This window comes from uncultured Cohaesibacter sp. (assembly GCF_963556055.3).
GTDB lineage: Bacteria > Pseudomonadota > Alphaproteobacteria > Rhizobiales > Cohaesibacteraceae > Cohaesibacter.
In genome coordinates this window covers 78053-97156 of sequence record NZ_CAUVYE020000013.1, presented here as the reverse complement: position 1 = coordinate 97156, position 19104 = coordinate 78053, and the positions used below count along the sequence as shown (strand labels likewise).

The 19104-nt window shown below is 50.3% G+C and carries 26 protein-coding genes; 22 read left to right on the top strand and 4 right to left on the bottom strand.

Annotation, left to right across the window (positions count from 1 at the left end; genetic code table 11):
- Positions 1-147: 147 nt before the first annotated feature.
- Positions 148-609: a hypothetical protein gene (locus tag ACHZB8_RS09160; RefSeq protein WP_316859959.1), complete on the bottom strand. Its 462-nt coding sequence runs from the start codon at positions 607-609 to the stop codon at positions 148-150.
- 223 nt (positions 610-832) lie between these two features.
- Positions 833-1612, bottom strand: a complete 780-nt coding sequence (locus ACHZB8_RS09155; RefSeq protein WP_316859958.1) for a helix-turn-helix transcriptional regulator — start codon at positions 1610-1612, stop codon at positions 833-835.
- A 688-nt stretch (positions 1613-2300) separates the two neighbouring features.
- Here ACHZB8_RS09155 and ACHZB8_RS09150 point away from each other — a divergent pair.
- The 10 genes from ACHZB8_RS09150 (at position 2301) to ACHZB8_RS09105 (ending at position 8147) form a co-directional block, all read left to right on the top strand.
- Positions 2301-2828 carry a hypothetical protein gene (locus ACHZB8_RS09150; RefSeq protein WP_316859957.1) on the top strand — a complete coding sequence of 176 codons (528 nt, stop codon included), beginning with the start codon at positions 2301-2303 and terminating at the stop codon, positions 2826-2828.
- Between the two features lie 155 nt (positions 2829-2983).
- A complete protein-coding gene (locus tag ACHZB8_RS09145) occupies positions 2984-3565 on the top strand; it encodes a hypothetical protein (RefSeq protein ID WP_316859956.1) in 582 nt (193 codons plus the stop codon).
- A gap of 216 nt (positions 3566-3781) precedes the next feature.
- Positions 3782-4471: a hypothetical protein gene (locus tag ACHZB8_RS09140; RefSeq protein ID WP_316859955.1), complete on the top strand. Its 690-nt coding sequence runs from the start codon at positions 3782-3784 to the stop codon at positions 4469-4471.
- Positions 4468-4734, top strand: a complete 267-nt coding sequence (locus ACHZB8_RS09135; RefSeq protein ID WP_316859954.1) for a hypothetical protein — start codon at positions 4468-4470, stop codon at positions 4732-4734. Before ACHZB8_RS09140 ends, ACHZB8_RS09135 begins: the two co-directional genes overlap by 4 nt.
- A complete protein-coding gene (locus ACHZB8_RS09130) occupies positions 4727-4990 on the top strand; it encodes a hypothetical protein (protein WP_316859953.1) in 264 nt (87 codons plus the stop codon). Before ACHZB8_RS09135 ends, ACHZB8_RS09130 begins: the two co-directional genes overlap by 8 nt.
- On the top strand, positions 4987-5382 hold the full coding sequence (locus ACHZB8_RS09125; protein WP_316859952.1) for a hypothetical protein: 396 nt from the start codon (positions 4987-4989) through the stop codon (positions 5380-5382). The genes ACHZB8_RS09130 and ACHZB8_RS09125 overlap by 4 nt, the downstream gene beginning before the upstream one ends.
- Positions 5379-5765, top strand: coding sequence for a thermonuclease family protein (locus ACHZB8_RS09120; protein ID WP_316859951.1), 387 nt, complete (start codon positions 5379-5381; stop codon positions 5763-5765). The genes ACHZB8_RS09125 and ACHZB8_RS09120 overlap by 4 nt, the downstream gene beginning before the upstream one ends.
- A complete protein-coding gene (locus ACHZB8_RS09115; RefSeq protein WP_316859950.1) occupies positions 5762-6664 on the top strand; it encodes a helix-turn-helix domain-containing protein in 903 nt (300 codons plus the stop codon). The genes ACHZB8_RS09120 and ACHZB8_RS09115 overlap by 4 nt, the downstream gene beginning before the upstream one ends.
- A 341-nt stretch (positions 6665-7005) precedes the next feature.
- Entirely contained in the window at positions 7006-7581 is a 576-nt protein-coding gene (locus ACHZB8_RS09110; RefSeq protein WP_316859949.1) for a hypothetical protein, read from the top strand.
- A 239-nt stretch (positions 7582-7820) separates the two neighbouring features.
- Entirely contained in the window at positions 7821-8147 is a 327-nt protein-coding gene (locus ACHZB8_RS09105; RefSeq protein ID WP_316859948.1) for a hypothetical protein, read from the top strand.
- A 375-nt stretch (positions 8148-8522) separates the two neighbouring features.
- Here the strand turns inward: ACHZB8_RS09105 and ACHZB8_RS09100 are convergent, their stop codons facing one another.
- Positions 8523-8699 (bottom strand): hypothetical protein, encoded by a 177-nt coding sequence (locus ACHZB8_RS09100; RefSeq protein WP_316859947.1) that lies wholly within the window; start codon positions 8697-8699, stop codon positions 8523-8525.
- Positions 8700-9072: 373 nt separating this feature from the next.
- On the opposite strand from ACHZB8_RS09100, the gene ACHZB8_RS09095 reads away from it, so the two are divergent.
- Both ACHZB8_RS09095 and ACHZB8_RS09090 read left to right on the top strand, forming a co-directional pair.
- Positions 9073-9345, top strand: a complete 273-nt coding sequence (locus ACHZB8_RS09095) for a hypothetical protein (protein ID WP_316859946.1) — start codon at positions 9073-9075, stop codon at positions 9343-9345.
- Complete coding sequence (locus ACHZB8_RS09090; protein WP_316859945.1) at positions 9345-9827, top strand: terminase small subunit; 483 nt, start codon at positions 9345-9347, stop codon at positions 9825-9827. Before ACHZB8_RS09095 ends, ACHZB8_RS09090 begins: the two co-directional genes overlap by 1 nt.
- A 112-nt stretch (positions 9828-9939) precedes the next feature.
- Here ACHZB8_RS09090 and ACHZB8_RS09085 read toward each other — a convergent pair whose 3' ends face one another.
- On the bottom strand, positions 9940-10140 hold the full coding sequence (locus ACHZB8_RS09085) for a hypothetical protein (protein WP_316859944.1): 201 nt from the start codon (positions 10138-10140) through the stop codon (positions 9940-9942).
- Positions 10141-10179: 39 nt separating this feature from the next.
- Here ACHZB8_RS09085 and ACHZB8_RS09080 point away from each other — a divergent pair, with 39 nt between their 5' ends.
- The 10 genes from ACHZB8_RS09080 (at position 10180) to ACHZB8_RS09035 (ending at position 19103) form a co-directional block, all read left to right on the top strand.
- On the top strand, positions 10180-11187 hold the full coding sequence (locus ACHZB8_RS09080) for a hypothetical protein (RefSeq protein WP_316859943.1): 1008 nt from the start codon (positions 10180-10182) through the stop codon (positions 11185-11187).
- Positions 11188-11433: 246 nt separating this feature from the next.
- Positions 11434-13095, top strand: a complete 1662-nt coding sequence (locus tag ACHZB8_RS09075; protein WP_316859942.1) for a portal protein — start codon at positions 11434-11436, stop codon at positions 13093-13095.
- 8 nt (positions 13096-13103) lie between these two features.
- The gene (locus tag ACHZB8_RS09070; RefSeq protein WP_316859941.1) at positions 13104-13433 is read left to right on the top strand and encodes a hypothetical protein; all 330 of its coding nucleotides are present in this window, start codon (positions 13104-13106) and stop codon (positions 13431-13433) included.
- On the top strand, positions 13430-14140 hold the full coding sequence (locus ACHZB8_RS09065) for a hypothetical protein (RefSeq protein WP_316859940.1): 711 nt from the start codon (positions 13430-13432) through the stop codon (positions 14138-14140). Before ACHZB8_RS09070 ends, ACHZB8_RS09065 begins: the two co-directional genes overlap by 4 nt.
- Positions 14141-14151: 11 nt before the next feature.
- A complete protein-coding gene (locus tag ACHZB8_RS09060) occupies positions 14152-15186 on the top strand; it encodes a major capsid protein (protein ID WP_316859939.1) in 1035 nt (344 codons plus the stop codon).
- Between the two features lie 20 nt (positions 15187-15206).
- Positions 15207-15635, top strand: coding sequence for a Bbp16 family capsid cement protein (locus tag ACHZB8_RS09055; RefSeq protein WP_316859938.1), 429 nt, complete (start codon positions 15207-15209; stop codon positions 15633-15635).
- Positions 15628-15909 (top strand): hypothetical protein, encoded by a 282-nt coding sequence (locus ACHZB8_RS09050; RefSeq protein ID WP_316859937.1) that lies wholly within the window; start codon positions 15628-15630, stop codon positions 15907-15909. Before ACHZB8_RS09055 ends, ACHZB8_RS09050 begins: the two co-directional genes overlap by 8 nt.
- A gap of 76 nt (positions 15910-15985) precedes the next feature.
- A complete protein-coding gene (locus tag ACHZB8_RS09045; protein ID WP_316859936.1) occupies positions 15986-16591 on the top strand; it encodes a hypothetical protein in 606 nt (201 codons plus the stop codon).
- Positions 16591-18636 carry a hypothetical protein gene (locus ACHZB8_RS09040; protein ID WP_316859935.1) on the top strand — a complete coding sequence of 682 codons (2046 nt, stop codon included), beginning with the start codon at positions 16591-16593 and terminating at the stop codon, positions 18634-18636. The genes ACHZB8_RS09045 and ACHZB8_RS09040 overlap by 1 nt, the downstream gene beginning before the upstream one ends.
- Positions 18636-19103 (top strand): hypothetical protein, encoded by a 468-nt coding sequence (locus tag ACHZB8_RS09035; RefSeq protein ID WP_316859934.1) that lies wholly within the window; start codon positions 18636-18638, stop codon positions 19101-19103. The genes ACHZB8_RS09040 and ACHZB8_RS09035 overlap by 1 nt, the downstream gene beginning before the upstream one ends.
- The last annotated feature ends 1 nt before the right edge of the window (position 19104 follow it).

The following is a 19104-nucleotide window of genomic DNA, read 5'->3' as shown; positions in this document are numbered from 1 at the left end:
TCCCAGATGTGCAATTTCGGGCAATGATTAGGTGCGTCAGACCGGTTTGATCCCATTTTGGAACTTCGATAAGTTAAAGAAAGGCGTCGAGGAAGTTTTCGAATACAGCGATATTAAATGATCGTTTCAGATCAAAAGTAAAAATTTTTATCCGAAGTTTGGCTCTTTTTTGTTCTTTTTATCTATGAGATTTTTGTATTGTGGTGAGAAGACCTGCCAACTATTTAGAACAATCTTTTTGTATGCTTCATAAAATCTTCGGTTTTTTTGATCCTTATGCAAACAATCTGCGGCGCGCAGTAACCAAAAAGCTACTAACCCCCATCCCAACTTTTTTGCCTCACAGAATTCCTCATTTTCAATATCAGCCATTATCGCAGAATGAATTTCACGAAGATTTGCTTCAGGCAGAGCAGTTTCAATACGCGACATAACATCTTCTATGTCGTTGTCAAAATAAGAAATATTTAATGTGTTGAGAATCAAAGATAATCCATCACATGTATAGATTCCGAGATTTTGAGTGTTTTTCTCAGATTTTTCTGTGAAAACTACGCAATCATTTAGAAGTGTTTCAATATTGCGGTTTTTCTTACGAAGCCCAAACATTAAAACCTCCCGTAAATTCTTTTTATTAGGATATAGGAAAAAGCGTTGTCGAACATTCTACGATTGTTTTAAAGCCCGTCCCCTTTGTCCTTTGGATTGAATGGCAACTTCGCCCGCATAGCAGACGTCCGACGCCCGCGGCACACTGTTTTTGGAACCAATGGCAAATTTCTGGAACGCAGTTGCTGCATAGCTCATCCAGCGACTGCTTGGGGTGGGCCGTTTATCCGAAAGGGCGAGCTGCGCTGGCCGGAACAATGCCACTTATCACAATAGCCTTCACGAATACGGATTCATAATCCTTGACCTGGATGAGCTCTTCTTTGTCTGGAGCATTCCGGTAGTGTTCTGGCAGTACGAGCGGCTTCTGGAAATTTGGGTCTGTCGACCAGGGGTGAAACTCTATCCGGTTAAGATCAAAATTCAGGAAAACATATTTGGCGGTATATTCGAAGGTACCGTCGTCCTCTCGGTGGCGTTCTATGATTACCAGGTCATTGTTTTTCAGGTCTTCGACGCTCAGTCCATATCCAGCCAATTCCACGCAGAGCAGTTCTGAGCCATGTGGGTATTGCTTGTTGATCGATGGCCCATCGACCATGACGGTGAATTGCGCATTGAGCGGATACTTCGGATTGGGAGACATGTGGGACCGATGCTCTCCCGGAAATTCCTGAGTATTCTGATATTCTCGCCAGAGCCCAGCAGCAACGGTACCGAGACGCGGCAGTGTTATTTGTTCCTCGAAGAAATGATCATGATTGGTGGGGGTCACCCGGTCGGTGGCTTCCTTTGGACCTTTGCCTTCAAGGAGCCATTCAGGAGAGGTTTCCAGAGCCTCGGCAATAAGCTTCAAATTATCTGCTCTCGGCACCCGGCTTCTGATCAATAGCAAAGGGCGAATGAGATCTCGAGACTTCCCCACACGCTTTGCTGCTGCGGTGACGGAAAGATTCAAGTCTTGAAGACGTGTTTCTATGCGGTCGGCGAGTGTCTGATTCATGTGGGTATATTATCCCAATTATGAACATTGTTCACTGGGATTAAAATACCTTGACAGGATGGTATTTTAATCCCATTATTGTTTTATGATGACACTTACTGAACAACTTTTGGCAGTTGCTTGTACCTACAGTGAAGCAACAGAAAAGCCCCTAAGTGCAGTATCTCGCAGATTCTTCAACAACGGCTCAAGGTTGGCCGCAATTGAAGCAGGGGGGACACTAACGGTCCGTAATTTTGAAAGCACCATGCAGGCTTTCTCTGACCATTGGCCCTCTGATGTTGAGTGGCCTTCTGATGTTCCTCGCCCATCGGTGGCGGAGCGAACAGACGCGGCTTGACGGTCATCAAAGAGTTTAACCAGTGCGGGTTTGGCACTAGCCCGAAACTGGGGCTCCCGAAGAGGAGCGGAGAGAGACAGGCAAAACCAGGCAACGCTGCGGCCTGTCTCTCTCTCCAAATTTAGCGCGAAGCGCGATGAATGCGGCGGACCTGAGGTCCGTTGATGCTCGGCGGGAGGGATCATCTGTCCCCTTTGATCTTCCCGCCGGGCAAATGAATTTGAGGTGTGCTGGCATTCCCAAGCTTTTCAGCCCCTCCACCTCTCAGGCCTTAGTGGCCTGAGTTTTTTATCTCACGCCTCACTTGTCCTGTCACCGGATGAGTTCAGGCAGAAAGAACGGTAGGCCATGACCGCGATAGTCAATCCGAACGGGAGCCAACGGCTCATATCCCTCGAAGATGTTCAGGACATTTCTCGCATGACGAAGCGTTACATGCGGCTTTGTCGCAATGGGCGCCATAGAGGGCGGGACGCTCTGGCGAGTGTGACACGGGTCAGCAACACACAAATCAAGCGCTATGAGGATGAAGGAGACCCTCTCATCATGCCGCTGGATATTGCGGTGGAGATGGAGGCTCTTCTCGATTATCCGCATTTTGCATCCTTTCTGGCTGATGTTCAGGGCTACGATCTTGTCAAGAGAAACGCTGGTCGGGGAGACAGCCTTCTCGGTCTGATGGCGAGGAGCGTCAAGGAAGCGGCTGAAGCGCATGAAACCATTCTGGAAGCAGAAGCGGACGGAAAGCAAACGCTTGAGGAATGGCAACAGATCGCCAAGGAAGCAGCGGATGCAAAAGATGCTTTTGCCGAGATAGAGGAAAAGGCAAAGCGCAATTATCGCAGAGAGATGGAGGCAAAAAATGTCAAAGCCTGAGAAGCAGCGGCGCAAGAGCGCTATTGGATATTCCAATCAGAATTGGACCAAGAAACGCCGGGTTAATTCTGCTGGGCTGCCTCAGTTTGTCTATCGGCTTGGCAACTATTCTCCTAAAAATATCGTCACTTTGCCTAGGGTAAAGGGGTTTTTCGATGAAACATTCAGCTGAGAAAAAAGAGTTGAAGGCCCACATCTGGGAGCGGCACCCGGAAGACTGGTATGTAGAACCGCACTGGTGCAACAGACGCCTGTTTGAGGCTGAAGAGTTTGACGGGGCAATCTGGGACCCTGCCTGTGGGCTTGGTCGTGTGCTCCATGCTGCCGAATGCGCAGGGCTCCCGACAACGGGGAGCGATATTGTTGAGCGGTCAGCGTTCTGTGACAAGGTGATTGATTTTCTCGAATGTTATACGCCGCGAGGGCGGAATATTGTTTCCAACCCTCCTTTTGGGAGAGCTGAAGAGTTTTTGCGCCATGCTCTACGGCTGGCAGATGGCAAGGTTGTTTTTCTGTTGCCGCTCTCCTGGCTGACAGGAGCCAAACGCTCGCGGTTTTTGGAAGCTACGCCCCTTTGTAGGGTCCATATTCTTGCTCCTCGTCCTTCTATGCCTCCGGGACCTGTTGTCGAGGCCAATATTGAGCCGGGTGGCGGGACCAAGGATTTTGCATGGTTTGTCTGGCAGCGCGGATTTGAAGGCAATCCGGAAGTTCATTTTCTGCGGCGGGATGGGTGATGAAAAGCTATCACGCAGGGCTATTGAGGCGGGCAAAGGATCTCGGGTTAGAGGAAGACACCGAATTTCTCGATTGCTGTCAGGAGGTCATTAGGGCGAGTGACAATACAGCATTGGCAATGCCTTTAGCATGAATCTAGGCGAGGTTCTCAAGCGCGGGGATGCGGCGATAGAGCTTTTCAAGAGAATCCATAATTGGAAGATGAGGGAGTTGTGATGGCTGATGCACTTGTTGCTTGCGAACAATTCGGCACCGTGCTGGAGGCTTTGCTCGAGGCGGGATACAACGCCTTTTCTTGCGACATTGAACCTGCCCAGCATCGTCACAAAAATCGGCACATAACTGACGATGTGCGCAATCATCTTGATGCGGGCTGGGACCTTTTGGTGGTTGCTCATCCGCCTTGCACAAGGAATTGCCGATCTGGTCGGCGCTGGCTATCCGGTCCCGGCAAGATGACACCGCCAAAAAAGCTACCAAAAGGGCGCACATGGGAAAGTCTGATTGAAGAGTTTGAGGCGGGTGTTGAGCTGTTTTCGGCCTGTTGGAATGCTCCTGTTCCACACATTGCCGTCGAAAATCCAGAAATGCACGATCTTGCAAAGGATCGCATGCCTGATGATTTGCCGAAACCGCAGATCGTACAGCCACATCAATTCGGACACCCGGAGTTCAAGGCAACAGGCCTTTATCTGAAAAATCTTCCTTCACTCGTGCCGACGAACCAACTGAAGGTTCCTGAAAAAGGGTCTGACGAATGGAAAGCATGGAATCGGGTACACCGTCTTCCTCCCGGCCCGGAACGAAGCATTGAGCGGTCCCGGTTTTTTCCCGGAATTGCCCAGGCAATGGCCAACCAGTGGAAGCCAATCACAGAAGGCACGGCGCAAAGGATTGTGGCATGAACATTACAATTTCAACAGAAGTCCAGAAGGAATACGAGGCGCAAGCTCAAGCATATTTTACAGCAATGCGTGAGGCTGTTTACTCCGCGTCCGAAAGCTTCGAAACGCCTATCTCAAACTCAGTGATGGTGGCGCTTGTCGCAATGCAGGCTGAGCGTCTTGCTTGTGTTCCAGATGGCCGCATTCGTAAACAGATGAAGCGTGACCTAGCCTTTCGCTTTTTCGCTCACGCCTGCCGTGTGGAGGAAGACAGCCATGACTAAGCAAATACTGCAAAATGAAACAATGGTTTTTGTTTATGAACTTCCTAAAAAATTGAGCAGCGGCTTTTGCTTTGGCAGTGGGCAACAAATTCCATTCTTAAACGTCGATTGGTTCAATGGGTTTGATGGCGTGACTGAAATGGATCTTATCAATCATGTTAAATCAAAGAGCTACATAAAACACGGCCAAACTTATCTCATTCTATCGCCTGAAAATGCCATCTCATGCATGTTTGTCGGAGGGCATACGTCATGACTGACATTATCGAGAAGATTCAGACAGCTATTTCCAGTGCAGTATCTGAAACGCAATCTGGTTTATTCACGGTTGTGATCGACAGACACGCACAAGCACGTGCAGCCCTTTTCATCATCAAGGAAGACTATCAACTGATACCGAAAGACAAGCCTGAGAGCATCGTTAAGGAGCTGGTGTGGAGAAATATTGACCGGCCTTCACTTGATTGGGAGGCCCATACAGAATTTTGCACATACACTGTGTGGGAGAGAAACGGCATCGGCTTTTGGTCTGATAACGGCTCAATTGGGCATCAAGTTGGAGGATCCGCAACGGTTGCACAAGCTGCCGCTCAAGATCACTACACCGCCCGCGTCATATCCATGCTGAAGCTGGAGGAGAGTGAATGACAAGAATAGGGCTTTTCATTTTCTTGCTGTTTGTTGCTTGCCCTTCGGTGGCCATGCCTATTTGTGGGCAAGCGAAGCGGATCACTTGTGTGGTGGATGGAGACACTTTCTGGTTCGGTGGCGTGAAATACCGGCTGCATGGTGTAGATACGCCGGAAACGGACGAGAAGAACAAGCAGGGCAGGGAACTGGCCCGGAAGGCTACAATTGCTCTCAGAGATGCCCTGAGTGGACACCAGCTCTATTTCTTGCCGATGGGGAAAGACCGGTTCGGGCGCTCGCTTGTGCGCGTCTGGTCTGACGGGCAGGAGATTGGCCCGATGCTGATCAATAACCGCTTGGCGCGAGAATGGCCAGACGGGGAAAGGTGGTGGCGTAAATGAGCATACAAGATGTTGGGTGGGTGCTTGACCAGGACATTCAAAACCCCGGCGCGAAACTGGTGTTGGTGTGCATTGCAAACCACATTCACAGCAGGATGGATTATGCCTTTCCATCAATTGACAATCTGGCCCTTGAAGCAAGCATGTCGCGGCGGTCTGTGCAGCGCCATATCAAATGGTTGGAAGACGAAAATTACCTCACGATTGAGCGATCTTTCGATAGAGATTGCCGTCAAACCTCTAACCGTTATCGTCTCAATTTGGACCGCTGTGAAACACAATATGAGGGTGCCAAATTGTCACCCTCCCTAGAACAGGAAGAGAACGAAATGTCGGGGGGAGGGTGTCAATCTGACACGGAGGAGGGTGACACTGCTGACACCCTCGGGGGTGACACTGGTGACACCCCATTAATAGGAATAATAACCGGAATAAATAATACCCCCCTAACCCCCAAGGGGGCTGGGAGGGGCGCTGCGCTGGCTGAAGAGGATCTTGGATCGGATTGGGACCGCTTTTGTCAGAAATGGAGATTGGCTCCGGGGGACAGTTTCGAGCGAGCCAAACGGGCGTGGCAGAAGCTGGATGTGTTTGACCAAGGCAAGGCCGTCAAATTTGCAGAGCGCTATCAGAACACAGCAAAGGGCAACAGCCGCAAAACGGCTGCGCGGACCTATCTGGGTCAGCATTTGTGGGAGGGCTTTGAGACTGCCGGCGCCAGCGGTGGAGTCCGAAAACAGGTCTTCGTTGTGCAGGATAGTGCGGGGTGGGATGCGTGGCGAAAGCATCGACAGCGACCTATCCCGATCACGCATCATCCAGACAATGGAAAACCGGGATGGTGGTTTGACAGCCTGTTTCCTCCGGGCCAAAATGATGAACATCGCAATGCAAGCTAACGACGCCACTAGCGCCGAAGCATAAACCGGAAAGAGGCAAAACAGCCCATCCGGAAAAGAAAACGGGAATGCCAGCACACTCAAACCGGCGAAAAGAGGTTTGAGGATGACAGTACAAAGCAAGAGGCCAACCCAGGCGGAGATAGACTACAGCAAACGCTGTAAGGCAGTTCGACGCGGCGAATATGACGATATCATTTTTCTAATGAGGGGCGGGGATGCCTCTTACCGCCAAATCGCGAAAAAGCTCAGAGTTTTTCATGGTGATGTCGTCAATCGGGTCAACAAAATTTACAAACAATTCAGAGAACCAGAAGACCAGATCGAGCGGAGCCCTTACTATGGTTGATCGGGCAGCAAGCGAGAAGGTACGGCGGAAAACACAAGCTGCTCCAAAAACCGCTGGCGTGATGGCATCCGAACAGGATCTGATTTCGGACCTGGTGGAAAATCCATATTGCAAAGGCTCCATGGAGCCAGTCCTGAAGCGGGTGGCGGACCCGATTGAAAAGCTGTTTTCACGCGGAGATCTGGACGATGCGCAGCATAAGGCGGCGCACATCGTGCGGCGGGCTGTCGAAGGGATGGGAGTTTGCATTGGTTCAATTGATCCAGAGCGCGTTCGTGTTGATTGTAGCGGATCTGGAGATATGACCATGCGCATGCTCACAGCCGCCAAGACACTGAAACAAGTGGAAGAGGCCGTTTGCCTGGAACTTGGTCGGAACGGCTTCAACATTGTTCGACGCATTGCCGGATATGGGGAAGGGGTGTCTGCTGTTGCGATGGATTATGCTTGCAAGGTGGATGACTTGAAAAATGGCGGGGTAAGCCGAGGGGCGCGGACTTATGTCAACCGCTGTTTGTTCATGGGGCTTAATGCGGTTGCCGAGAGCTTCGGGCTTATAGTGAGGTGAATAGGATTTGAAAAATTGATTTGGTTTTCTTAGACATCGTGGCTTTGCGAAAAGACGGGTCAAGTTCAAGTCTGGAGAACCGCAGACGCAAGGCCAAGGGCTGAAGATTAGGTTGAGGTTCTTGGCGGCATAAAGTCGCATTAAAAACTCATTGCATAAAATTAGTTGAACAATCAAAAGTTTTCTATCCATGATTGGTCTTATTAAAAATACTTGTAGCCAAGATGGAGGGGAACAACATGGCTGAAGATATCACCAGAATGGATAAAGGAATTCTACAAAAGCTAATTCAAGAGCTTGGGTTTATGCATATTACGGAGTTTGAAGTTAAAGACCTGCGCTCCACCCAGGACAAAAGCGACAAGGATTATGAAGAGCTTAAAGAGCAACTGAGGGCACATCTCTCTGACATCAACAAAAGCCTCCGAGACATTGCAAAAACGTGTGAGGATTTGGATAAAAGACTTGTTGCTTTAGAGCCTACTGAGGGCCCTGTTCAAACAGACTTTATCTATCGTGACCGAGAAATATGGAGAGAAATAAGGGATAGGCATTTTATCTACTAGGCGGCAGGTCAAACCCTAGTTCTCAGAGCGGCCCCAGTGATTGGGCCGCTCACATTTTCGCTTGAGTCATCTCCCCGCTTTAGCGGCGGGGCGCTTCTCACTTTTCCGAAGACTGTTTCTTCCACTTCTTAAGCGCTAGATAAGCCGTAATGAGCGTAGCCACAGCACCAATAACTGCTGCGAGTGCACTTAAGCCGGCAAAGATTTCGATAGAGCTTGCCATCATTAGTCCTTTCGGTTCGTTCACGAAAGAAAAGAATGCCACTACTAGAGGGGATTGAGACACGGAGCCTTCAATGCTCAATCTGCCACAAGAACAAAATCGCGAATTTCATGAGTTAAGCGAATGCGTGATAGGAGCGGAATGAAAGTCACCTAGTGAAAGAGGAACGGGTCCTTACGCTCAATCGTTATCTGGGTTTTTAGGTTTTCAAGCTCATCACATGCTTGGTCAATTATGTAGCGCAAAAGCGCGGCTTCTTCTCTATCTTCACAAAGCAGGCGGGCACGATTCAGCAAGGTGTTGATTTGTTGCCAAGGCTTTTCGCTCATCACATCATCCTCCAAATTGACAGAACCAATTATAGAGTTGGTGTAAGGCTGTTGTCATGCACTTCCAGATTTAAAAATGCGGATGGAATTAAACTACCGGTTCTGAAAAATGCCAGTCATGAGAAATTCGCTCAAGGGGCGGCACATTGGTATTTTTCTGCAATCCACACCCGCATGAAGGCTCGATTGACAATGTGACAGATCAAGACCATGGTTCTGGCATAATCAAGAAGTGCGCCCGGAACCGGAAACGGTTGCCGGGTTTTTTATTGGCAATTTCCCAGCGACGAGCAGGCGGGGCGTGGGCCTGTCAAACATGGCAAAGGCGGGCGTAGACACGGGTGAATCCCGTCTGCTCGAAAGGAGGCAGGACATGACAAAAGAGAGCGGTGGCAAAAGCAATGTTGTGTCGCTCGATGGAGGTCCTGTGCCTCAAGCAGGGGAAGTGTGTCAAGATGTGATCGAGACGCTGCAGAGGATGTTATCGGATGCACGGTCAGGTGACTTGCAGGGGCTTTTCTGCGTTGCCTACCACGCGGACGACAGTCACAGCCGTTGGAAAGCCGGGGTGAGCGGAGGCTACTCGACCATTGGAGAGCTCAAGGTCATGGCTGATGACCTTAGCTCGGCGCAGCTGTCCGTCTGATGCCCGCACCAAAGGGAAACAGTTATTGGACGCTGCGGTCTTCTTCTGGCCGTAAGCCGGTCTTTGATACACCACAAAAGCTCTGGAAGGCTTGCGTCAAATATTTTCAGTGGTGTGAAGATAATCCTTTGCAACAAGAAGAAATTGTAAAATACAAGGACAGTTTTGAGCGCATTGAACTCAATAAAATGCGAGCAATGACCAAGAGAGGTCTTTGTTTGCATCTTGGTATCGACCAGCAGACCTTGGAAAATTACAAGGACAGAGGGGAAGATTTTCTCGGAGTCATCACACGCGTAGAAGACATAATCTTCGAACAGAAGTTTACCGGGGCGGCTGCGGATCTGCTTAATTCCAACATAATTGCCCGCGAATTGGGCCTCGCGGATAAAAGCGAGCTAACCGGCAAGAATGGCGGCGCTATACAAAGTGCTGTTACAATTGAGGTGATCGACAATTTCGAAGATCCGGATACCAAATGATTGGAAGCCGCGACCCCATCAGCTCAACCTTTATAACAATTTCGGGCATGGGAAACGATATCAAAGAGGCTCGATCATTTGGCATCGAAGGGCTGGGAAGGACAGCACCGGCCTAAACCTGACATGCCGGGATATGCACAAAAGGCCGGGTACTTATTGGCACCTGTTCCCAGAGCAGACGCAAGCCAGAAAGGCAATCTGGAATGGGATCGACAAGCAGGGAAGGCGCATTCTTGATCAGGTCTTTCCCGGCTTCCGAAAGGCAGTCAACCGGCAACAGGGTCAAGGGATTGTAAGCCGCGTTAGCCAGCAAGAAATGCTCATAGAGCTTAAATGCGGGTCTATGTGGCAAATGGCTGGCTCTGACAACTATGACAGCTTGGTTGGGTCTAACCCGGTTGGAGTTGTCTTCTCGGAATGGGCGCTCGCAAACCCTGCCGCCTGGGATTATATCCGGCCAATCCTTCTTGAGAATGGAGGCTGGGCTCTGTTCATCACCACTCCGCGAGGACGAAACCACGCTTACTCGACGCATCAGATGGCAGTCCATAACGATGACTGGTTGGCTGAACGGCTGGCTTGGTATGACACTGGGTTGTTGAGTGCGGAAGATATCCAGAGGGAACGGGATTCCGGCATGAGCGAAAACCGCATTGATCAGGAATATGGTTGCTCATTTGAGGCGGATACTGACGAGCAGTTTATTTCCTCTGAGGCTGTTGCGAGGGCTCGCAAACTGGAAGCGGTATCTGCGATTGATGATCCGATGGTTCTTGGCGTTGACGTCGCCCGCTTTGGTGATGACAAGTCTTGCATTTATCCGCGTCGTGGTCGTGACGCACAGACCATGCCTTATGAGCTTTACGAAAAGCTGGATACGATGCAACTGTCGGCAAGGGTCGCGGAGGCAATCAACAAATACAAAGCAGATGCTGTGTTTGTTGATGAAACGGGTTTGGGCGCGGGTGTTGTCGATCGGTTGAGACAGCTTGGTTTTGACGCGATTGGGATCAATTTTGGGGCTGCTGCTGATCACTCTGTTGATGGGGCAAGAAAGACAGCAAACAAGCGTTCCCAGATTTGGGAGAACATGAACCAGGCTCTAAAAACTGGTCTTGCAATCCGCGATGATGATCGTCTTGCCTTTGAACTGCTTGCACCGAATTACTCATACGATTCAAACAATGCAATCCTCCTTGAAAAAAAAGAGGACATGAAGAAGCGCGGGATCAGTTCGCCGGATATCGCGGATGCTCTCGCACTGACCTACTCTTATCCGGTCATTGCTCACGCCATTCAACAGGCGGAAGAAGACCGGCAAGCGGACGAATACGATCCATTCGGGTTCCGGCATAACTAACCAAACACAGCAATTTAACAAAAGGCGCTGCTGCATTTTGTGGCGGTGAGGTCAACATGTGCTTTTCCACTCCATCATACGAAAGTACCGACACAACCACGTATCAGACGGCCAAGACGCCTGACTATGCATCCTCGTCTTCCACTTCGTCCGTTGGTCGGCGCTCAACGATTTTGACAAGTGGGACAAGTAGCGGGTCTTCCACGTCAACCAGCAAAAAAACGCTCCTCGGGCAGTGAGGCCTAAATGTCCTCTGAAGACAGAAACATTATCAAAGAGCTAGAGCGTCACCGTTCCAGCATGAGGAACGAATATGAATCTTGGGAGCCTCACTTTCGAGAACTCCGGGATGCTATTCAGCCAAGCAGAGGGCGGTTTTCTCTTGGTGAGAGCCGGTCAAGCTCGACGCTCAACAAGCGATTGATTGATGCAACTGCGCGGAGAGGGCTGCGGACGCTTCGCTCTGGTTTAATGGCGGGAATGACTTCGCCTTCACGGCCTTGGTTCGTCCTTTCCCTGTATGATGAGGAAGCCAAGGAAAATCCGGAGGTCAAGGCGTGGCTGCATACGGTTCAAAGCCGGATGTATACGGTCATTCGCGGCACCAACACATATCGGATGTTGGATGCATGCTATGCGGATCTTGGGCTTTTTGGCACATTTGCAGGGCTCATGTCACAAGATTACGAGCTTGTTTTCAAGTGCCAGTCTTTCCCGATTGGTTTGTATCTGATTTCAGACAATGAGGATCAGCTTGTTGACGTGCTGCACTGGGACCGTCGAATGACTGTTCGTCAGTGCGTCAACGAGTTTGGTTTTGAGCAGTGTTCAACTCGTGTCCAGAACCAATATAAAGCGGGCAACCACTCGGAATATGTTGACATTCGGTGTGCGATAGAGCCACGCGAAAACCATGTTCCTGGATCACCTCTCAATTCAGAGAAGCCATTCGCTGTCTATGCTTGGGAGCAGGGGCAGACAGACAAACTGTTGCAGAATGGCGGGCGTGTCATCAATGGGCTGCTTGCTCCTCGGTGGGAAGTCATCCAAGGCGAAAGTTGGTCGATTTCTTCGCCTGGTATGGAAGCGCTGGGGGATGCATTGCAACTCCAAGAGCAGCATAAAGACAAGGCTATGGCGAATAAGCTCGCCTATGATCCGCCGATGCAGGCACCGGCTCAAAACCTTGCTCTTGGCTATAAGGCCATACCGGGCCGCGTGATAAAAATCTCTTCGTCAGATATTCAGAAGGGCGGCTTGCGTCCAACTCATGAGGTCCGGCCAGACATTTCCGGCCTTGTGTTGGACATTCAGGAAACACAACAACGTATTGAAGCCGCTTTCTATGTGGATCTGTTCCGGATGGCGTCTCAGTTCGGCGTTGAGGGCTTGAAGAACGTCACGGCGACAGCAATGGCGGAAATGCATGAAGAAAAGCTGATTGCTCTTGGCCCTGTCCTTGAAGGCTTGGACCATGGCTTGTTGACGCCTCTTATTGAAAATGTGTTCCACTACATGCAGGAAGCAAGGATCATCCCTCCTGCTCCTGAATCTCTGATCGGCGCTCCGATCAAGGTCGAGTTTGTTTCCCTGCTGGCACAGGCACAAAAGGCAGTCGGCATTTCTGCCATTGAACGGACAATCGGATTTGTCGGTACACTGGCACAACTCAAGCCGGAGGCTTTGCTCAAGCTGAATGCGTTTGAGGCAATCGACGAGTTTGTTGATCAGGCCGGACCACCTCCGAAAATGATTGTCACGACTGAAGAAGCGCAGAAACAGGCGGCACAACAGGCACAAGCGGCTCAGATGCAACAGGCAATGGAGCAAGTCCAGCCGATGGCCAATGCCGCAAAACTCATTTCGGAAGCCAACGCTCGCAGCGTCGAAGCCTCCGACACTCTCTAGGACATTGAATGCAGGACGAACAGACCAAGCAAGATCTGGTTAATCGGGTGCATGAGGAAGAGCTGCAAAATGCATGGTCCGGACTTCTCAATCAGGCGGCGGGACGGCTCATTTTGTGGTCAATCCTTGATCTGACTGGTTACTCAAATCACGAGTTTTTCGGCGATGAAAGAGACAGCTTCGCCAATGGCAAGCGATCGGTTGGCGGTGACGTGCTTGAGCGCTTTGTCTTCCCTCATGGCATGAAATTTTACACTGACATGCTGCTCGAAGCAGAACAGCGCAACAAGCAAATTCTTCGGGCAATCGAAGAAGACACGGAAGGGACAGAAGAATGATTTTCAAGACTCTCGGCATGATCCGGATTGCCCATGAAGCAGAGACAGGCGGCACGCCTGCCCCTGAAGCTACAGCGCCTGAAACGCCTGCCGAACCCACTCCCGAAACGCCAGCGCCTGACGCTGAGCAGTCAACAGATGAGGCCGAAGGAACACCTGCTCCTGATGGTGGAGCGGATCAGGGCGACGAAAATATAGAGCCAGACGTCATCGAAGCGTTCAAAATCGATGTTCCGAAAGGGAACGAAATTTTCAACGACGACGTAAAGGCGTTTGAAACAAGTTTTGCTGACTGGAGCAAAGAGCACCCGGACGCAACGGCACGCGAGGCCTTGCAGTGGGCTGCTGGTCAGCAGATGGAAAGGGCCAAGGCTGCTCATGACGAGCAGATGAAAAAGGCCGATGAATTTGCGACCGAACGCAATGCAAACGTAGACAAATGGACCGAGGCACTAAAGGCGGACCCTCAATTTGGCGGCGAGAAGCTGGGGGAAACAACAGCCCTTGCTATGAAAGCCGTTGAGCATGCGGGTGATGACGGCAAACTCCTTGGACTTCTTGAGCAATCTGGATACGGCTCTAATCCGGTCGTGATCAAGGCACTCGCTCTCTATGCGCAAAAGTTCCTCGCAGAATCCCCAGCAAAACAGAATGTAGGTGGCAAGGGGAGAAAGAATTTCTCGAACGCTATCTACGGCGACAAATAGGAGCCTAGCAAATGGCTGAAGTTGGCATTCAAAACCCGACATTGGCGGATGTGCTTTCACGCACTGACCCTGATGGCAAAATCTCCACCATTCTTGAAGTGGCGGAAAAATCAAACCCGATCATCGCTGACGCGGTTTTTGTAGAATGTAATGATGGTTCGAAACATCAGACCGTCATTCGTACCGGCATCCCAGAACCGGCATTCCGTAAATATAACCAGGGCGTCCAGCCTTCCAAATCGACCACTGTCCCAGTCGTTGATACCACTGGCATGATTGAAGATTACAGCGAGGTGGACAAGGCTTTGGCCGATCTGTCCGGCAACGCTTCGTCTTTCCGTGCTTCTGAAGTGGTCGCAAAAGTGCAGGGCTTCAACAACTTTGTGGCTCACAACATGTTCTATGGTGACACTGACGTGACACCAGAGGGCTTTCTTGGGCTTGATGCTCGCTTGAATGATCCAACAGCAGCATCAGGTCGTCAGCTTGTTGATGGTGGAGGCACTGGCTCTGACAATACCTCAATTTTCTTCGTGACTTGGGGTCCGCGTGGCACACAGTTGCTTTATCCAAAAGGCTCAAAGGCTGGCTTCCAGCACAATGACCTTGGCACAACCACCAAACAGGAAGGCTCCGGAACATCCCGCGAGCTTCAGCAGATCTATCTTGATCACATGAAGTGGGATATTGGCCTGACGCTTGGCGACTGGCGGTCCTGTTCCCGTATTTGCAACATCGATGTTTCGAACCTGACCAAAGATGCTTCTTCTGGTGCGGATCTCCTCGACCTGATGATCGATGCTGAAGAATTGCTTGATACAACGTCGGCGGTTGGCATCGACATGAACGGGAATTTGGTTGAAGGCAAAACCGTGATCTATGTCGGTCGGACTATCGCCAAGTTTTTGCGCAAGCAGGCACTCAACAAAACCAATGTCAACCTGACGGTTGAGCAGGTTGCCGGGAAACGCGTGACGATGTGGGGTGACTACATGGTCCGCCGTATCGACTCCATTTCCGATGCGGAAGCTGCGATCACCTTCTAACCCAAGATTGGAACATAATTATGCTACTTGATGCTCAAGCCCTGTTCTCTGATGATCAGGCGATTACCGCAACGGCAGCGTCAACCAATTACATCAATTTTGGTGATGTTGTCACTCCTCCCGGCGCTCCTGCCGCACTCAATCGGGATTACGGGGGTGCGCAGAACATCCCGCTTTTGATCCAGGTGACGGAAGCTTTTGACAATCTGACGAGCCTTACCGTGGCTGTTCAGGTTGATGACAATCCTTCTTTCTCCTCTCCAACGACTGTTGTGAGCGAAACTGTGCTCTTGGCGAACCTGGTCGCTGGGAAGAAGATTCCTCCTTTCAATATCCCGCTCGAAACAAACGAGCAGTATATGCGCCTCTACTACACGGTGACGGGTACCGCTCCGACTGCCGGCGCAATTACGGCAGGGATTGCAGGAGGGCTTCAAACCAATGGCTGATATCAAGGTGAAGGCTCTTAAAAGGGGCCAAAAGCCGAACCGTCGATGGGCGAAGGAAGGTGAAGTCTTCACGATCGATGAAGACAAGTTCTCTTCTGGCTGGATGGTGAAGGTCGAGCAAGAGGCGACCGCGTCGGCAACCGACAAGGAAGCTGAAAACGCGGAGAAAGATACTCTGATTGCTCAGCTTGCTGAGTTGGGGATTGAGAAGGATCGGCGTTCGTCCATCGAGAGTTTGAAAGAAGCTCTCGAAGAAGCGACCGAACCTGAATAATCCCGGACTGAATTTGCAAAACATACCAATGAAAGAGGGGCTTCTTGTCCCTCTTTTTTATATCTGAGGTAAGCTCATGACGTCGAAAATTCAAATTTGCAACCGCGCTTTGTCTGCCTATTTGGGGGCCTCTCGCATTAACAGCCTGACTGAGGACAACTCAAGGGCCAAAGAATGCAATCTCCATTATGATGACGTGCTGCAGACTGTTTTTGAAACATATGATTGGACATTTGCCAGAGGTCGGCAAATCCTCGCGGAAACCGAAAACGATAGAGAAAACGAGTGGGCCTATAAATATATCAGGCCTGCCAGTGCGCTAACGATCCAGTGGGTAAATGTTGGTGAAACGGCACGCTACCTCATTGATCGTGGGGAAAGCCCTGACACGCCAAGAGAAGTCTTTGGCGAATATGTCTATTCGGATGTCGGTTATGCGGCTTGCCAGTTTACGAAGCTGATTAGCGATCCGTCCTCTTACCCGGCCTATTTTGCAAATCTGGTGAGCGCTGCTCTGGCTGCAAACATTTGTCTCGCCTTGACCGAGAATATCAAGAAAGCAGAATTCGCCTACCAGCAATATGAACGCCTGATCGATCAGGCGATCATGCTCGACAGTGCTAATGAATATCCCGTCAAGCACAAAAGCATTCCACACCATTTGAAATTGAGGGGCCTCTAGTGCCGACTGCAAAGTTTCAGCCGTCCTTTGCCGCTGGGGTCTTGGGTCCAGGGCTGCATGGCCGAATTGATACCGCCAAATATGATGTTGGCCTGAAGGAAGGCTATAACGTTTTTGTCCATGCTCATGGCGGGGTTTCAAACCGTGCCGGAACAGAGTTTATCTGCGAAGTTATGGACAGCGATAAAAAGCACCGCCTCATCCCGTTCAAGCGCGATGGCGATCAGCATTATGTGATGCTCATGGGCGATGAAGAGATGAAAATCATCTTCGAGGGTGGCATGGTCCAGAGCGGTAGTGCCGATTACAATCCATCTACTCCATTCACGTCAGAACAGATTGAGGCCTTGTCCTATGTGCAATCGGTTGATGTAATGTTCTTTGCTCATCCTGGCCATTATCCAAAAGAAATGGAAAGGGCCAGTGCAACGAGTTGGACATTCTCGGATCTTGTGATTGATCCGGATGTGACTGCACCAACTATCAGCGCAGTCACGCCGAGAGCTGAAGGGGGCTACACATACAAATACAAGGTCGCGGCGATTAAAAATGGTGTTGAGGGTTTTCCATCTTCCGCGTTCACCAGAACCTTGTGCCAATATTTGCCAGAAACGGAAGCTCGCAACACCATTGAATGGAATGATACCGGCGCTGACGAATATTATGTCTATCGTGAGCGCAACAATGTCTACGGCTATATTGGCTATACAGACCGTACTTCGTTTAGAGACGATTATATTGATGCAGACTTGACGACAACACCAGTTGAGGCGTCGGATTTTTTTGGGTCAGCTGGGAATTACCCGGCGCGGGCAATTCTCTATCAACAAAGATTGATTTTTGGGGCTTCCAACAAACAGCCGGAAACGCTTTGGATGTCAAGGACTGGCGACTATCGCAATTTCACTTCGTCCCGCACACTCAAAGCCACGGACAGTATTGAGCTTGATATTTCCGGCGAAGAACTCAACGCCATTCGGGGGATGCTTCAGCTTCAAGAGCTTCTTATTTTCACCTCTGCCGGTGAATTCTCTTTGAGTGGTCCAGATGGCGTCATGGACGCAACTCAACCGATCCAGACACAGTATGGCTACTCCGGGTCAATCGCGCTGAAACCGCTTGTTGTTGACGATACAGCTCTTTTTGTTGATCGAACCGGGCGCAATGTCCGCGATCTCCGATACACCTATGAGTCTGACAACTATACCGGGAACGACTTGAGTGTTTGGGCGCCTCACTTTTTCGAAGGCAAACAAATCAAAGACTGGGCTTATGCAAAAAACCCGTTCTCAATTGTCTGGGTTGTTTTAGACGACGGGACATTGCTTTCATTCACCTACAAGCGCGAGCATCAAGTGTGGGCTTGGTGTGAGCACGATTTAGGCGGGGACGTCGAAAGCATTGCTTCTGTGACCGAAGGCGCGTTCGATGCCGTTTATATGATTGTAAAGCGGACGATCAACGGGGATACCAGGCGCTATGTTGAACGCCTCCATGAGAGAAGCTTCACCGATGACACTCCCGAAGACTGCTATTTCGTTGATTGTGGCCTGACATATGAGGGAGCCGCGGTCACGGAGGTTTCCGGGCTCGATCATCTTGAAGGTGAGGAAGTTGTTGCTTTGGCTGATGGTAATGTCATTGCCGGGCTGACGGTGAGCGGTGGGACCGTTAGTCTCGGGCGATCTGCCGAAACGGTGCATGTGGGCCTTCCTTACTATGCTGAATTTGAAACTCTTCCTCCTGCGCTTGATTTGCAGGATGTTGGCTCAAGTCGCGGTCGGCCGCACAAGATCACCAAAGCCTATTTCCAGATGGAAAAAACGCGAGGTATAAAAGCGTGGGCTGCTGATACTGAAGAAAGTACCGAATATATTCAGGCGTCTGGGGATCTTGCACTACAGATTCCGCTCACAACCGGTATGGACAGCATTGATTTGAAACCGTCTTGGAACAAAGCCGGGACAATAACCGTGCGCCAGGATTACCCTCTTCCCATGACAATCCTAGGCATTTCGCCCGAAATTTCGGTAGGGCGGAGCTGATGGATTATCAAACCAAGCTTATTGACAAAAAAGATCTGCGACGCATGGAAAAGCAAATGCGCCCGATGGATCGCTTTGAATTCGATTTGATGTCTGGCGGCTGGTCCATGCGCGACTGTCTGGAAGATCTGGACAGACGAACGCTTGTAGCAAAAGCCGCATATCTTGATGGCAAGCTTTTGGCGATTGGCGGGGTGGTTCCTGCGATGTCTGCACTTTCAACAGTTGGAAGCCCCTGGCTGTGTGCAACGCCACTTGTTGAAACCAGGGAAGGCCGAAGGGCATTCATTCAGCATTCCAGATCCGAATTTGAGCTTGTGTCTTTTCCTTTCCGGTTGCTCTGGAATGTGTGCAGCGAAAAAAACGTCATCGCTATCAGGTGGCTTAAGTGGCTTGGGTTTGAATTCGACGGGTCAAATATTGAAATCGATGGCAACCGGTTTCTGAAATTCAAGATGGAGCGCTAAT